This is a genomic window from Paraglaciecola hydrolytica, from assembly GCF_001565895.1.
Lineage (GTDB): Bacteria > Pseudomonadota > Gammaproteobacteria > Enterobacterales > Alteromonadaceae > Paraglaciecola > Paraglaciecola hydrolytica.
Genome location: NZ_LSNE01000003.1, coordinates 537,329 through 551,495, shown reverse-complemented (window position 1 = coordinate 551,495; position 14,167 = coordinate 537,329). Strand labels below are relative to the sequence as shown.

General features: G+C 42.9%; 11 protein-coding genes and 1 other RNA gene. 1 reads left to right on the top strand and 11 read right to left on the bottom strand.

The window, feature by feature from the left end; all coding sequences use genetic code 11:
* Window positions 1-78 precede the first annotated feature (78 nt).
* Entirely contained in the window at window positions 79-4,578 is a 4,500-nt protein-coding gene (locus AX660_RS05000; protein WP_068373409.1) for a PAS domain S-box protein, read from the top strand.
* A 22-nt stretch (window positions 4,579-4,600) separates the two neighbouring features.
* Here the strand turns inward: AX660_RS05000 and AX660_RS04995 are convergent, their stop codons facing one another.
* The 11 genes from AX660_RS04995 to AX660_RS04945 form a co-directional block, all read right to left on the bottom strand.
* On the bottom strand, window positions 4,601-5,533 hold the full coding sequence (locus AX660_RS04995; protein WP_068373406.1) for a pentapeptide repeat-containing protein: 933 nt from the start codon (window positions 5,531-5,533) through the stop codon (window positions 4,601-4,603).
* Between the two features lie 50 nt (window positions 5,534-5,583).
* Window positions 5,584-7,227 (bottom strand): FMN-binding glutamate synthase family protein, encoded by a 1,644-nt coding sequence (locus tag AX660_RS04990; RefSeq protein WP_068373403.1) that lies wholly within the window; start codon window positions 7,225-7,227, stop codon window positions 5,584-5,586.
* Between the two features lie 220 nt (window positions 7,228-7,447).
* Window positions 7,448-8,026 (bottom strand): HU family DNA-binding protein, encoded by a 579-nt coding sequence (locus AX660_RS04985; RefSeq protein ID WP_068373400.1) that lies wholly within the window; start codon window positions 8,024-8,026, stop codon window positions 7,448-7,450.
* A 193-nt stretch (window positions 8,027-8,219) separates the two neighbouring features.
* Window positions 8,220-8,576, bottom strand: a transfer-messenger RNA (tmRNA) gene (gene ssrA, locus AX660_RS04980).
* Window positions 8,577-8,688: 112 nt separating this feature from the next.
* Window positions 8,689-9,450: a dimethylarginine dimethylaminohydrolase family protein gene (locus AX660_RS04975; protein ID WP_068373397.1), complete on the bottom strand. Its 762-nt coding sequence runs from the start codon at window positions 9,448-9,450 to the stop codon at window positions 8,689-8,691.
* Between the two features lie 40 nt (window positions 9,451-9,490).
* The gene (locus AX660_RS04970; protein ID WP_082768742.1) at window positions 9,491-10,729 is read right to left on the bottom strand and encodes an APC family permease; all 1,239 of its coding nucleotides are present in this window, start codon (window positions 10,727-10,729) and stop codon (window positions 9,491-9,493) included.
* Between the two features lie 107 nt (window positions 10,730-10,836).
* Window positions 10,837-11,316 (bottom strand): SsrA-binding protein SmpB, encoded by a 480-nt coding sequence (smpB, locus tag AX660_RS04965; RefSeq protein WP_068373394.1) that lies wholly within the window; start codon window positions 11,314-11,316, stop codon window positions 10,837-10,839.
* Window positions 11,317-11,395: 79 nt separating this feature from the next.
* Window positions 11,396-11,917, bottom strand: coding sequence for a DUF3833 domain-containing protein (locus AX660_RS04960; RefSeq protein WP_082768741.1), 522 nt, complete (start codon window positions 11,915-11,917; stop codon window positions 11,396-11,398).
* A complete protein-coding gene (locus tag AX660_RS04955) occupies window positions 11,914-12,405 on the bottom strand; it encodes a chalcone isomerase family protein (RefSeq protein WP_068373388.1) in 492 nt (163 codons plus the stop codon). The genes AX660_RS04960 and AX660_RS04955 overlap by 4 nt, the downstream gene beginning before the upstream one ends.
* The gene (locus tag AX660_RS04950; RefSeq protein ID WP_068373385.1) at window positions 12,402-12,920 is read right to left on the bottom strand and encodes a DUF2878 domain-containing protein; all 519 of its coding nucleotides are present in this window, start codon (window positions 12,918-12,920) and stop codon (window positions 12,402-12,404) included. Before AX660_RS04950 ends, AX660_RS04955 begins: the two co-directional genes overlap by 4 nt.
* A complete protein-coding gene (locus tag AX660_RS04945; RefSeq protein ID WP_068373382.1) occupies window positions 12,898-14,160 on the bottom strand; it encodes an SAM-dependent methyltransferase in 1,263 nt (420 codons plus the stop codon). The genes AX660_RS04950 and AX660_RS04945 overlap by 23 nt, the downstream gene beginning before the upstream one ends.
* Between the last annotated feature and the right edge of the window lie 7 nt (window positions 14,161-14,167).

Genomic DNA, 14,167 nt, shown 5'->3' with positions numbered 1-14,167 from the left:
TGTTTAACAAGCTTTTTAAACGCGGCCTAAAAGTCTATCCTGTACAATGTGTTCAACGTTGTTAGGGATAAAAAGTGGATGTTTAAGTTGTTGCGTTCGGCCTGTGTTAGAGGATTTTCTGCTAGCCTGTTACTGGTGCTGAGCCCCAAGAGTTTTGCCCTAGGTGAACAAGTTCTTGCATTGAGCGTAGAGCAAGTTGACCTTGTTTTGTATGGCCTTGGTGGATTAATTGCTTTATTACTTATCATCATTCTGCTGCAAAAATTCGGTTCTTGGCGTAATCGCAAAAAGATATCCCAGCAAGCTCTGCAACTTTCCCAGCAACTGGCCTTTTTTGATAGTTTTACTGAGGGCTGTGTGCAGCTTAATCAGCAAGGCGAAATTGTATTTGTTAATCGCTCAGGCTGTTATTTTCTGGGTAAAAAATCCGAAGACATCTTACACAAACCTTTCAGTGGTTTTTTTGCTACTGATATAGCCCAGCTTATAGAACAAAAACTCAACGATAAACAAGCCAGTAAATTACAAATTTTTGCCCGTAATCGTCATTTATTACTGAGTTTTACTACTTCAAATGATTTTCCCGCTGATATTGCAGCGGTTATCACGCTTGCAGACATCACTAATTTTCAGATAAAACTGGATAAACAAGCCAGTGATATCAAACATCTTGAAGTCGTGTTTGATAATACCCAATTGGGTCAATTTAGCCTGAATTTGGATAAAAAAACCTTCAGCAGTAATGCCTTGTTTGCCAACATGTTGGGTTTACAAACCCCGCCTACTGGCGAGCTAAAAACCTTACAAAACCTTGTAGATAAAGCCGATCTCTTTGAATTTAATCAGGCCTTAGAGCGCCTTAAAAAAGAGTCGAGCATTGAAGTCAATAGCCATTTCACCACTGAGCAAGGCAAGTTGTTGGTGCGTTTATTTGGTTTGGTGACCCAATACAATGATAAAGGCGAAGCGCTGGCATTACATTTTGTGGTGCAAAATCAAAGCGCTCTGGCCAAAGGTTTGCAACAAGCGCAAGTGAGTGAACAACTGGCTAAAGCCTTGCTCACGTCCAGCCGCCACGCCTTGTATATACTGGATAATTCAGCTCAGGTGGTGAGTTGTAACTCGGCTTTTGAAAATCTGTTTAAAACGAGCTTAAGTAAGATCAAATCTCAGGACATCAGTAATTTCGATTTTTTCCCGGATAATATTAAACAGTTACATCACAGCAGTCAGGGAGATTTTAGCGTATCGCGTTTTGGTCAAGACAAAGAATTTGAGCTGACTAGCTTTGATAAAGTTGTGCGTAATATACGTTTAAGCCTTAAATATTATGGTGACGAGCAAGGCAACCGTGCTGGCATGGTGGGTATGCTCGAAGATATTAGCGAGATTAAACAAACTAAATTACTTGTCGAAAGAGAGCGAAAACGCTTAGCTGATTTTATGCATTTAGCCCCACTTGCCATTGCAACTTTTGATGGCAATGACAATATTCTGCAAGCCAACCAAGCTATGACTAAGCGTTTAGGCAGCAGTGAAAAAGAACTGAAAAAAACCACTTTTTATCAACTGTTTAACGATCCAAATCATTCGGCTAAAGCAGCTAAAAATCTACATCAGCATGGCCACTTACATGGCTTTAAAGCGCTGCTGCAAGGCCAGCATGGCTTGGTGTTACCTAGTGAGTTAAACATTGATTTATGGGATAAAGAGCAACAACAATATTTGTGCTGGATAGCCGATATTTCGGCTGAACAGTGGCAACGTGACAGGTTTGAAACCCTGTTGCAGCATAGTAACGAGCCCATGGCGGTATTAACTGAAAAAGGTTTTAGTAGCCTAAATACGGCAGCTTGTGACTTTTTTATGCTCGAAGATCAACAAGAGTTATTGGGTTTTACTCCCTATGCTCCCGGCTTGAATAAAGACCAAGAGGCCGTGGCTGAACTTGAGAAAATCATTGGCAATATCAAAGTGGATGGCAAAATTCAATCTTTGTTATGGGAACATCAGGTCAATGCACAAATTCTGCCTTGCCAAATTACCTTTTTGCCTTTGGCTAATGGGCAAGATGGCGACACGATTTTATGTGTATGGAAAGATTTTAGAGCCATTAAAGAAGCCGAGCGCGCCAGACTTGAAGCAATAAATCTGCAACAGGCAGCGCAACGACAGGTTGAAGAAAAACAAAAACTACTGGAGAGCAGTCAAGACTTGTTGGCCAACAAGGTTAAAAGTCTGGCTGATACCCAAACGCAGTTACAAGCCGCGCAAGAAGATCTAAGCGAAAAACAAAGTGAAATATCTGACTTGCAACAAGCTCATCAGGATGTGAGTGACAATTTGCAGCGCTTGCAACACGACTATAAACACAGCCGTGAAAAGCTGCTCGAAAGCGAAAACCTCAATGCCGAGTTAGGTGAGCAGTTAGAAAGCTCAGTGGCTAAAGTACGTGGTTTGCAAGAGCAACGTAATCAAATCGCCGATGCGCTGCAATACTCAGAGCGTAAACATGCTGCCGTGCAAACCAAGTTAGTACAAAGTGAAAAACTCACCCAAAATTTGCAAAAAGAGCAACAAAATCAGCAACAAAAAATGAGCGATTTTGTTACCCAGATAGAGTCACTTAAACAATCCATTGAAGACAAAGATCAACAGATAGTGGATGTCAGTACCCAGATCAATGCCTTGCAATCCCAGCTTAGTAGCTCAGGCCGTACCACCGAAAAATTGCGTGAGTTGTTGATTAATCAACGTAAAGCCAGTGAAGAAGCCGAAGAACAGCGCCGTCAATTAGAGTTTACCTGTCATACCGCGCAATCTGAGTTGTCGAGCAAAGCTCGTCACATCGAACATCTGCAACACGAAATGCACAAGTTTGAAGAGATGAGCGATCAGCAAAAAGGTGATATGCAGCAACAACAGGCGCAGCTCATGAAAGAGCTCGAAGCTAAGCAGCTTTTACTTAATGAAACCCAGCAAACCTTGGATGAAACGCAAAAAGCCTCGGCGCAAGAAAAGGCTGAAAAAGAGCAGCAACAGCAAGTGCTGCAAAAGTTACAAGAAGAACTGGCGCAGATGGAGCAAGTGTCGTTGCAACATCAGCAGCAGAGCAATCAAGCCAGCCAAAGCTGGCAGCAACAACAAGAACAGTTGCAGGCTGAGTTAATCGAGAAACAGCAAAAACTCTTACAAACCGAACAAGTATTAAACGAGGCCAAACAGCAAACTGAGGCCGAAAAAGCCGAAAAAGCGCGCCAGCAGGAAATTTTTAGTCAACTGCAGGCCGAATTATCCGCCCTTAAAGATAAAGAAGCTGAGCAGCAACAACAGATTTCGCAAAGTGATCAACAATGGCGTGAGCAACAAACAGCCTTAAAACAAGAGGCCGAAGCCAAACAACAACAATTGCAAGAAACCCAGCGTCAGCTCGACGAAAAACAACGTTTAGCCGATAAAGAAAAACGCGAACGTATTGAACAGCAGCATAAACTTGAACAACTCACCATTGAGTTGGCCGACGTAGAAAAACGTGCCAGCAAACAACGGGAGATGATGGAAGGCAGCGATGAGCAGCGTCGTCAGTTTTTAGCCGATATTGAGCAGCAAAAAACGCAATTGCAAAATGCTTTGCTGGAAGCAGAAAAACAAAATGCCGAGATGAAAAGCAAGTTACAAGGCAATTTAGTTGAATTACAAAAAGCCGAGTCGCAGGTGAGCCAAACTCAGTCAGGCGAGCAAAAATTGCTGGATGAGTTAAATCAAGCACGCCGTCAAGCAGAAGAATTGCAACAACGTATTGAGCAACAAGAACAGCAAGAAAAAGCTCTGCATCAACAATTGGCGCAGCAGCAACAAACCTTGCAGGGCAGAGAACAAAACATCAATGATCTGCAATCTAAACAAGCGGCACTCACTGAAGAGCTGCAAGCTGTGCAGCAGGAGTATCAAAGCAGTAAACAAAATCTGGATGCGCAGGATACTAATCAATCTGAACTGGCTAAACAGTTAGCTGCGCTGGAAGCGGAATTAAACAACAGCAAAGACCAGCTAGAGTCCAAAGAGGCTGCCTTGCAACATGCGCAAAAACAAGTTGAAAGCAGTCAGGCTAAACTCACAGAGCAAGAAAAAGCGTTGGTGGCAGCCCATAAAGAAGAGCTGCAACAGGCTCAGACAGAGGATCTTAAAAACGACAGCAGAGTGATCCCACCATTTGCCAACTTACCACTGCCCGCTAACGCTGAAGCCTGGTTTGATTTATTGCCTTATTTACAAAAACAAAGCAATCCAGGCCCTTTACCTGTGGCCTTAAATGCGCTGATGGATGAACTGGAAAAAATTGTCACAGTTACCGATGAAGGCATGGAAGAAGAAGATTTAACCAAGATAAAAAGCAGCGTCAGGCAAATGTTGGCCTTGGCTAATCGAGTAAATTCGGTCGCCCTGATTGATCAGGTCACGCGCTTAGATGCGCATTGCTCACAGGGCTTAATCGACAACATCAGTATTGCGTGGCCCAGTGTTAAAAAGTCATTACTGACAAGCTTGCGGGTGATTTACTCCCATTTGCATGCTTAAGCAAAAAACGGGAGATGGCCCCTCAGCGGGTCATCTTTTTGACAAATACCACCACAAACAATGCGAGAGTAAAACTGCCCACAAAGGCTTCTAGGGCGGCAAATGCTCTGGCAATGCCAATGGGGGCTAAGTCACCATAACCCAGAGTGGTGAATGTCACTACACTAAAATACAGGGCACTAAAATAAGTTGTAATATTGTCGGCTAAACTGGATTGACTAGAAAAAGCCAAAGAGTCACCACTAAAAGATAGACCTGCAAAAAAATACAAGGTGGCAAACAAAAAAATCGTAATAATTGAAAAGCTAATCACTCGGAGGGGTTTTTCGCCATAGCCACAAAATAAATCAACAATCTTAGATAGGATACGTTTAAACGAAAATCGTTTGAATTGATGGCGCCGCATCACCATTTCTTTTTGAAAAAAGTCTCCGGCAGTTTCGAATAAACCTTGATTTTCAGCGGCTTGGCGAATATTACGATAAATTTCTTCAGCTTCTTGAAACAGCACTTTACGTTGTTGTGGATTAGTGGATTTTTTAGCTAATTGCTCTTGCAGTAATTCATTGCCCCATTGTACATGTTCGAGTTTAGCGCCTTTTAATATGGTTCCAAGTAAGTTACAGCCCCGTAAATTGCAGTAATGTAAGTTGGCGTTTTGCAGATTGGCTTTCATTAACGAACTGCCACTGAGGTCAAGCTTAAACAAATGGGCATTTTCAAGGTTGGCACGATATAAGTCGCTGTGGCTTAAGCTATAACCTTGTTTACTGTTTTTTTTGACCAAATTGATATCATGTAAATCAGCTTTTACCAAGGAAAAACCTGACATAGGCAGATCCGTTTGCGCACGCTTCTCCAACTGTTGTTTGATGTTGTCGATTGGCGAGCGTTTAGGATCCTGCCACACATCATCTGGTATAACTTGGTTCTCAGTAAGGCTTTGATTTGCCATGGGCGTTTATCCATTTAAGTAAGACCTTTACCTAAACCTTAGGCTAAAAATCAGACATTGATAACGGGAATGGCAGTGTTGTGTAATTTTTCTTTATCGGCAACATAAAAAAGTTGCTCGTCAGCCATGTGCCACCATTGTTGCCAAATGCCCGAAGCATGGTTCTCAACCAACTGTTGTGGCTCAAGCGCAGGTACAATATTAGGTGCTGATTCTAGCAATCCCTCACTGGTGCGACGTTTGAGCATAGCGGGAGTTAGTAGAGCCGGATCATCCAAACCCATACTGCCTATTAGTTCATACAAGCTATGTAAGGTATTGTGATGAAATTGTGTGACTCGTTTACTTTTGGCTTGTACATCTAGGGCCTTGGAACGTTTAGGATCTTGTGTGGCAATACCGGTTGGACAGTGATTAGTATTACATGAGCGACTCTGAATACAGCCAAGCGCCATCATCATAGTACGCGCGGCATTAACGGTATCTGCACCCACAGCCATTTTAGCCAACATATCAAAACTGCTGGCGGTTTTACCTGCGGCAATAATCCGGATTTCATCTTTGAGACCGCAGCCAATCAGCGCCTCATGCACAATATAGGTGCCTTCTAAACACATCATGCCTAAACGGTTACTAAACTCTACCGGCGCTGCGCCTGTGCCACCTTCTGCACCATCCACGGTAATGAAATCAAGTAAAGTTCCGCTGCTTAACATGGCTTTACAAATCGATAAAAACTCAGCTGGATGGCCAATACATAACTTAATCCCGATGGGTTTACCACCGCTCAAATTACGCAATTTAGCCACAAACTCCATTAAAGCGAGGGGCGTTGGGCATTCTGGGTTCATGGCTGGCGAGACACAATCTTGCCCTTGCGAGATACCGCGAATAGCTGCTATTTCATCAGTAATTTTAGCTTTGGGTAGTACCCCACCATGGCCAGGTTTGGCCCCTTGACTGAGTTTTATCTCGATCATTTTGATGCTGTTTAGATTTGCTACTGTTTTAAACTTGTCTTCATCAAAACGGCCCTGTTCATTACGACAACCAAACAAGCCTGAACCTATTTGCCAAACTAAATCGCCACCATGTTTTAAATGATAAGGGCTCACACCACCTTCACCTGTGTTGTGGGAAAATCCTCCGGCCTTAGCACCGGCATTGAGTGCTTCAATGGCATTGGGGCTCAATGCACCGTAACTCATGGCAGAAATATTGAGTAACGAAGAGGAGTAAGGCTGGCGACATTGTGAACTACCAAACTGAATGCGTTTAGTTGATTCTTGCACTACCTGAGGGTGCAGCGAATGCCAGATGCTTAAATAATTAACCTGCATCAAATCTTGCTGAGTACCAAAGGGTAGGGTGTCATTAACACCTTTTGCGCGGCGGTAAACCAGTTCGCGTTGTTCACGATTAAAGGGTTTTTCCTCCATATTATTAGCTACAAAATACTGCTGGATCTCTGGCCTGATTGATTCAAACATATAACGAATATAGGCCAGCACGGGGTACAAACGATTTAAAGTGTGGGGGCTGTAAAATAGATCATAGAGACCCAGCAGTGAATACAGCAGGGTAGCAATAAACAACGTGACGGTGCCTACACTAGGCCAACTCAAGCTTAAATAAAAGGTAAGAGCATTACCGGGAAAGGCAACCAGCCAGAAAACCAATTGAACAGGGGTCATTAAATTTGTTACTCCTTTCCATCGTTTTAGTGACGCCATCTAGCATAGCACCATCGTTAATATAACCTCTGCGGTAAGGTAAAATATCCCAGTGATAGCGTAATTAATTATTTTTTGTGGCGGATTCAGCCAAGTCCACTTAACAATGGTGGACTTTAGAATACAGAACGGTTTTGGATTAATTTCAATTGTTTAACTTTTGTCGTATCGACAAAAGCGCCTATTCACTCAGCTCAGTACTATTAATCTTTAGTGATAAATTTTTAGATATTTTAAATCGAATCAAAAAATGCCTTTCAACTTTGAAACTAATGCCTCCCTGTACACCTGATACTTTAGTTTTTGCGCTAATTTCTGACGGCGAAAATACACCAAAATCTCTTAGTTCTAAGCGTTTATCACCTTCAGAGACTTTACTAACTACATCAACCAAGGCCAGATAAGCTGCTGTATATTCAGATACGCTAAATTGTGGGTGAGTTTCTGCACATTGTTTAACAAAATCCAGCATGAATATCACGCTACGTTTTTTTCTGCCTGATACCAGTGATACTGTCTTCCTTGCTGGAATAATCACAGGCTCATTTCTCACCATATCTCGGCCTAAACGCGAGGCTTTTTGCGTAACCACTAAGCCGCCAATACCTTTTAATCGAAGTCCTTCACCAAGACAAAGATTAGCAGTGATCACCTCTAGCAAAATTTTAATAATGCGTTTTGATGTTACGCCATCAAATAAGTCAGTTAAAAAACGATGCTGGGTTATATCGCTTAACGTTAGCGTAGATAAATGAACCACCTTTACTTGACGGCTCTGTGCTCTAGAAGATACCAATTTGTCCAGTCCATTAATTGGGGGTGGTTTTAAGTAGATATTCAGCCATAGCGTTCTTTGAGTCAAATACAGCTAACAGAATTTATATGATTTGGGTTGTAGTTATCAACCACATACAAAAAAGCCCACCTAAACTAGGTGGGCTTATTATTGTATTTGGTGGAGCTGGCGGGACTTGAACCCGCGTCCAAAATACATCAACCGTCGGTACTACATGCTTATTTTGTCATTTATTTAACTACTTCGACCTCCGACAAACAGGATGTCTCGTAGCTGGCCTAATACTGTTTCGCGGTTCACCCTTAGACAAGGTTCCCTCGCTATTCTGCTGGGATGACCTTCCGAACCTCAGCGAGCAGAAAGCACTTGAGTGGAAGGGCTCAGCCGGTTATTAAGCGGCTAGAGCGTAGTTTTCGTCGTTTGCGACTATTTTTTTGCGGCTTTTATAGAGGCAAACCGCTCCTCTGCATGCACCTAAAGCCTCAAGCATCCTGTCGAATCCAAAATCAGCCCCAGAGTGTGTTGGTGGCAAACTACCAACGGTCGGGATCTTAACACAAGGCGCGGAGGTTGTAACAAGCTAGTTGCTAATTCTTTGTTGTTCGTTTGATTTTTGTACCAACAGATTAAAAACGCAGTGACAAACAACTTAAACCGCCGTCGAGTTTTTGGAATTCGCTCATGGCTACTTCACGGGTTTGGTAACCTAAGGCTTGGATCGCTGCTAATGCAAGCGGGAAGCCTTTGGGTACCAATACTGTGCCATTGATCCATACACTGTTGGCGGCGTAGCTTTCTTCTGCACTAATTTCGATGCGATGATAATCACTAAAATCAGGGTGGTGATGCATTTCACCAAAGGTCAGTAAGTTATTGTTTTCTAAATAACTTAAGCCTGTTTTGAGGTGCAGCAGGTCAGACATCTTCACCACTGAGCCGGATAAACCGTGTTTGCTTAAAATACTAATCATTTGTTCTGCGCCTTGGCGATTAGTGCGTGCTGATAAGCCAATATAAAAATGCCCGCCAACCATCATAATATCACCTGCTTCCACATGGCCTGGCGCGTCAATATAGTCTGGATAGGGGAAAAACTGTTTGATTGCGGCTTCGATAAAATCCACTTCGCCACGCCGACTGGGGGCACCTGGGTGAGTTAAAATTGCACCTTGGGGCGTTATTAAGGCAACGTCTTCGACAAAACAAGAATCAGGATAATCTTCTAGGGGGGCTAGTTCGGTTACCTGCAAACCACATTCTCTGAGCGCAACAATATAGTCTTGATGTTGTTGTAATGCTAACGCGTAGTCTGGTGTACCTAATTTTGCTGCTGTTAATCCTTTTACCATGGCTTTACAGGGTTTACGCACAATGGCGTGTTTAAACATGTTTTTATCCTTTTATATAGTGTAAAAGTAAAAATGTTAATTAATACAATGTCCACGCACCCACAATGGCAAGGGTTGAAAATAAGGCGGCCAAAATACCAATACTTAGGTTTATGTAACTGATTGTTATGCCTTGTAGATGATCTCGCCATTGTAATTTTAAACTGGCTAGTGCAGAACCTAAATAGACTAACAATATACAAAAAGTGGAAATGAGCAGAAAAAATTCAAAGGCGTTTAATAAGGCTTTAGTGGTATTAAAACAAATCAGTGTGATGGTTAAAAAACTGGAGAACAGCAGTGCTCGTTGCGGCGTCCCTTGTTTTGAGGTTTTTTGAAAGAGTACAGGAAATAAACCGTCTTTAGCACCAGCTAACATAATAGTACCGCTGATCAATATGCATACATTTAAGGCGCCGCCGATGGCAAAAACGGCGCCTAGCGCAACGAGGATGGCGCCCATATTGCCAAACAAGAGTTGTGCGGCATCGGCAAAAGGCGATGTTGATTGCAATAATTGTTCAACAGGTAAAACCGACATAAGGCCATACATGGCTATCATATAAACCAATAAGGCAGTTAGCGTGCCCAGTATTGAGGCTCGAGGAATGGTTTTGTGCGGTTCTATGGTGTCGTCTGAGGGCAGTGTGGCACATTCAACGCCAATAAAAGACCAGGTGATGAGTAGGCAAATGCCTGCGATCATGTGCATAAAGGATTGTTCATTTGGTTTGGTGGCAGGAATGTCACTTACTTCACCATAAAAGATGCCAAGTAGACCAATCAAGACAAGGGGTATTATCTTTAAAATCGTCGTGAGAAGTTGCACCGCGCTGGCTTCTCGAACACCTCGTAGGTTAATCAAGGTAAATAGTACAACCACAATAATGGATACCACCACAGTATTACTTATACCGGCCACTAGTTGATGCTCAGCGAGCCAAGGCAGCAGTAACTCAAAGTAACCTGTAAATGACAACACAATGGCGGCCGAAGCAGACCATAAAGAAATCCAATACGCCCACGCGGTTAGCGCTGCTGGATAGCGACCAAAGGCCTCATATATATAAGCATAAGGGCCACCTAATCCAGGGTTACGCCTCGAAAGATAGCTGTAACTTAAAGCCAAACATACGGCCCCAAAGCCAGTGATGATCCAGCCAATAAAGCTGTAACTGCCATAGGGAGCCAGTACCGCTGGCAAAGTAAAAATACCCGAGCCGATCATCATGCCAGCTACTAAGGCCCAAGAGCGCCAGATCCCAATTGATTTTTTCATTTTTATTCGTATGGTTAAGCGTGGAGTAACCATACTAACTAAAAACCAGAAAAACGTGCATAAAAAAGCCGAGATACTGTCTCGGCTATATTGTCTTGATTTGGTTATTAAACCTTGTGTTTCATCATGCGCTCTTTATCACGGGCCCAATCACGGTCTTTAATGGAATCACGTTTGTCGTGTTCTTGTTTACCCTTAGCCAAGTAAATTTCTAGTTTTACCCAGTTTTTACTCCAGTACATGGCGGTCGGGATAATTGAATAACCTTGACGCTCGACTGAACCGATTAGTTTATCGAGTTCACTACGTTTAATTAGCAGTTTACGTTTGCGTGTAGGATCACAAACCACATGGGTAGAGGCTTGGTTTAAAGGTTGAATGGTGGTGCCAAGCACATAGGCTTCGCCTTTGTCGATCGTCACAAAGCTCTCGGTAATATTGATTTTACCCGAGCGGATACTTTTCACTTCCCAGCCTTGTAATTCCATACCTGCTTCAATTTTGTTTTGCAGGTGGTATTCGTGACGCGCTTTTTTATTTAAGGCGATAGTCGGTTTGGTGGTGTTTTTTGAGTTTTTTGCATTCATGGCGCGTATTATAAAGATTGTCTAGTGACTAACAACAACTTTCATTGTTCTGCCCCATAAACTCTTTTTAATCATTACCTTACGGTTGTTTTTTAATCATTAATACCACTTCACCTACTTTTAGACCGTATTTAATAATGTCCGATTTATTCAGTAGGTGGTGCTCATCAATTAAATACATCCAATCATCTAGCGTAACGTCGATAGGGCCGTCGTCCATTTCGATGGTTAATTGATAGCGCCAATAAAAAGCAGCTCCAGAAGAGGCGCCTTTGGCTGTACCTATGACATCATTGGCTGTGCCGCTATAAGTTCCATCTGCATGGCGCTGAATTTGCCATTTACGTTCACTGCGCTCGCCATCATCGTAGATAAACTGCTCGTCTAAGGTACCAAGGTTATCTTGCCAATTGGCTTGGATTTCGACGGTAAAGCGGCGGGTCATTTTGCCGTTATAGTCAAGCACCATGCCTTGGGCAGTGAGCTCGCCATCAAAAAACTGCTCTAAATTTAACGCCGGTGTAGTGGTTTTATAGTCGTCTAAGTGGGGAGATGAACAGCCGGCTAAAAATATGAAACAACCGATTAATAAAATCCTCATGGGTTTACTCCTAACAGTTTTTGTCTGAGTTTGGGTTCTGACGTGTTTTCGTCCAGCCATATGGCTAAAAATGCAGGGCCAAAATCCGCTTGTGTGATAGTGCCAACGAGTTGCTGATTAAAATAAAAATAACTCAGCCCATCTTCTTTGATTAACAAAATCAGTTCGTCACCTTTTTTGAGTTCGGGCCAAATGCTGGCCAATTGGATGAGCCATGCCTCTTGTTGTGGATCATTGAGTTTAATGTGTTGCCATTGATCTGCAGTGGCCTCGATTAAGTCATCTTTGTCAATGTCCCGTTGATAGGTGAGTTTGAGTGCCTGTGGCCATTGATTTTTTTGATAAGGAAGTTGTGTTAGGTACAACTCAGCTTGATATAAGTTCCACCACAAGTAACGCATCTCTCCTGAGCCAGACTTGTGTAGTTCACTCAACGGGGAGGCCATAACACTGACGCTAAAACAGCAGGCTAATAAAAAGATTTTCATGCCTTTGTACCTATCTGTTGGATCGTAAAGTAGCCAAGCAGCAAGTAACGAAGTTTAACTAGGCTTGGTAGCAATAAAGCCCACAGTGCGGCAGCAAGCAAAACAAAAAAGGTCGATGTTAAAGATGAGTTTAATACACCGACTTTGATGGCACTTAAGTAACTGAGGGGACCCAGTATCATACCCAGTAGACCTACCCCAAATAACGATATTTGACTCAACCACTTAAGGCTGTGGTTTAGGCTAACCACAAACATTAGCCACAACAGCAACAACCAAATGGGAAATCCTGCGGATCCAGCTCCCAAAACATTGAACTGAAATAAACTGTAGTCCATTAGCCAACCAATAGGTGCCAACAGCAGGATTAAGGCGTCAGCTTTTTTGCTTGGTGAAAGGAAAAAATGCAAAACTAGGGTGATGCTCAGTATGGCAACAGCATGCTGGTTTAGCAGTAAAGCGCCAAACCAACCAAGCTGAAACAATACGGCATTAATAAGCCAAAATGCGCGCATCGTCTTGACCTAGATATTGGGGTTTACGGGCGACCACATGATGGGTGCTGATCACGCGCTCAATAAATGCGCCTTCGCAGTAACATAAATAAAAATCCCACAAACGTTTAAATTGTTGGTCAAAGTGTTCTTTGTTGAGGTTGGGCCAATTGCGATGAAAGGCCTCGCGCCAATCGTGCAGGGTACGTGCATAGTGCAAGCCAATATCTGTGACGGACTCAACCACCATGTCGCTTTGTTGGGCGATATGGTGGGCCATTACACTAACAGAAGGTAAACAGCCACCTGGAAAGATATAGCGCTGAATAAAGTCGACGCTATTGCGGTATTGATCATAACGACTGTCGGCAATGGTGATGGCTTGTAACAGCATTTTTCCTGAGTCTTTTAGCAGCGAATGACACTTCTTAAAAAACTCAGGTAGATATTCATGACCCACTGCTTCGATCATTTCGATGGACACCAGTTTGTCGTATTGGCCATCCAAGGTGCGGTAATCTTGTTTTAATAGGGTGATACGCTCTTGCAAACCCCGTGCATTAACTTGCTCCACGGCATAGTCATATTGGGCATTCGAAATGGTGGTGGTGGTAACTTTGCAACCATAGTGACTCGCTGCATAAATGGCTAAACCTCCCCAGCCGGTGCCAATTTCAATCAAATGATCATCTTTATGCAGGGCAAGTTTTTCACAAATGATCTTTAGCTTGTTTTGCTGCGCTTGTTCAAGATCGCAATTTTCGTCAGTATAAATCGCACTAGAATAGGTCATGGTGTTATCTAAAAACTGACTATAAAGATGATTACTTAAATCGTAATGGGCGAGGATATTCTTTTTCGAGCCCTGCTGTGAGTTACGATTACGAAAATGAAACAGCCCGTTTTTGAGCTTGTTTAACCAAGGTCGTGAGGATTCTAGTTTATCGAGCTGTTGTTGCTGGCGGGCAAATACTTGGATGACCTTCGTCAGATCAGGGCTACTCCATTTTTGGGCGATATAAGCTTCGCCCGCACCGATGGAGCCATTTTTGATCACGTCGCTGTATAAACTAGGATCGAGTACCGTAATTTGTGCACTTAATTTGGCCTCTCTATTACCTAAACAATGTACATCCTTGCCTTCGTGTATTTCGATATAGGCTTGTTGCATATCATTGAGTACGCTAAATAGTGCCTTACGGCATTTTGTTGTCCACCACGAAAAAGTAATAGGTGATGTTAGGTTTTGGGTATTTTCCATGGCTGAC

Excerpts from the sequence above, each read along its gene's own strand:
- AX660_RS05000 (WP_068373409.1), top strand. The coding sequence starts at position 79 with ATGTTTAAGTTGTTGCGTTCGGCCTGTGTTAGAGGATTTTCTGCTAGC.
- AX660_RS04995 (WP_068373406.1), bottom strand. The coding sequence starts at position 5,533 with ATGGCAAATCAAAGCCTTACTGAGAACCAAGTTATACCAGATGATGTG.
- AX660_RS04990 (WP_068373403.1), bottom strand. The coding sequence starts at position 7,227 with ATGACCCCTGTTCAATTGGTTTTCTGGCTGGTTGCCTTTCCCGGTAAT.
- AX660_RS04975 (WP_068373397.1), bottom strand. The coding sequence starts at position 9,450 with ATGTTTAAACACGCCATTGTGCGTAAACCCTGTAAAGCCATGGTAAAA.
- AX660_RS04970 (WP_082768742.1), bottom strand. The coding sequence starts at position 10,729 with ATGAAAAAATCAATTGGGATCTGGCGCTCTTGGGCCTTAGTAGCTGGC.
- smpB (WP_068373394.1), bottom strand. The coding sequence starts at position 11,316 with ATGAATGCAAAAAACTCAAAAAACACCACCAAACCGACTATCGCCTTA.
- AX660_RS04960 (WP_082768741.1), bottom strand. The coding sequence starts at position 11,917 with ATGAGGATTTTATTAATCGGTTGTTTCATATTTTTAGCCGGCTGTTCA.
- AX660_RS04955 (WP_068373388.1), bottom strand. The coding sequence starts at position 12,405 with ATGAAAATCTTTTTATTAGCCTGCTGTTTTAGCGTCAGTGTTATGGCC.
- AX660_RS04950 (WP_068373385.1), bottom strand. The coding sequence starts at position 12,920 with ATGCGCGCATTTTGGCTTATTAATGCCGTATTGTTTCAGCTTGGTTGG.
- AX660_RS04945 (WP_068373382.1), bottom strand. The coding sequence starts at position 14,160 with ATGGAAAATACCCAAAACCTAACATCACCTATTACTTTTTCGTGGTGG.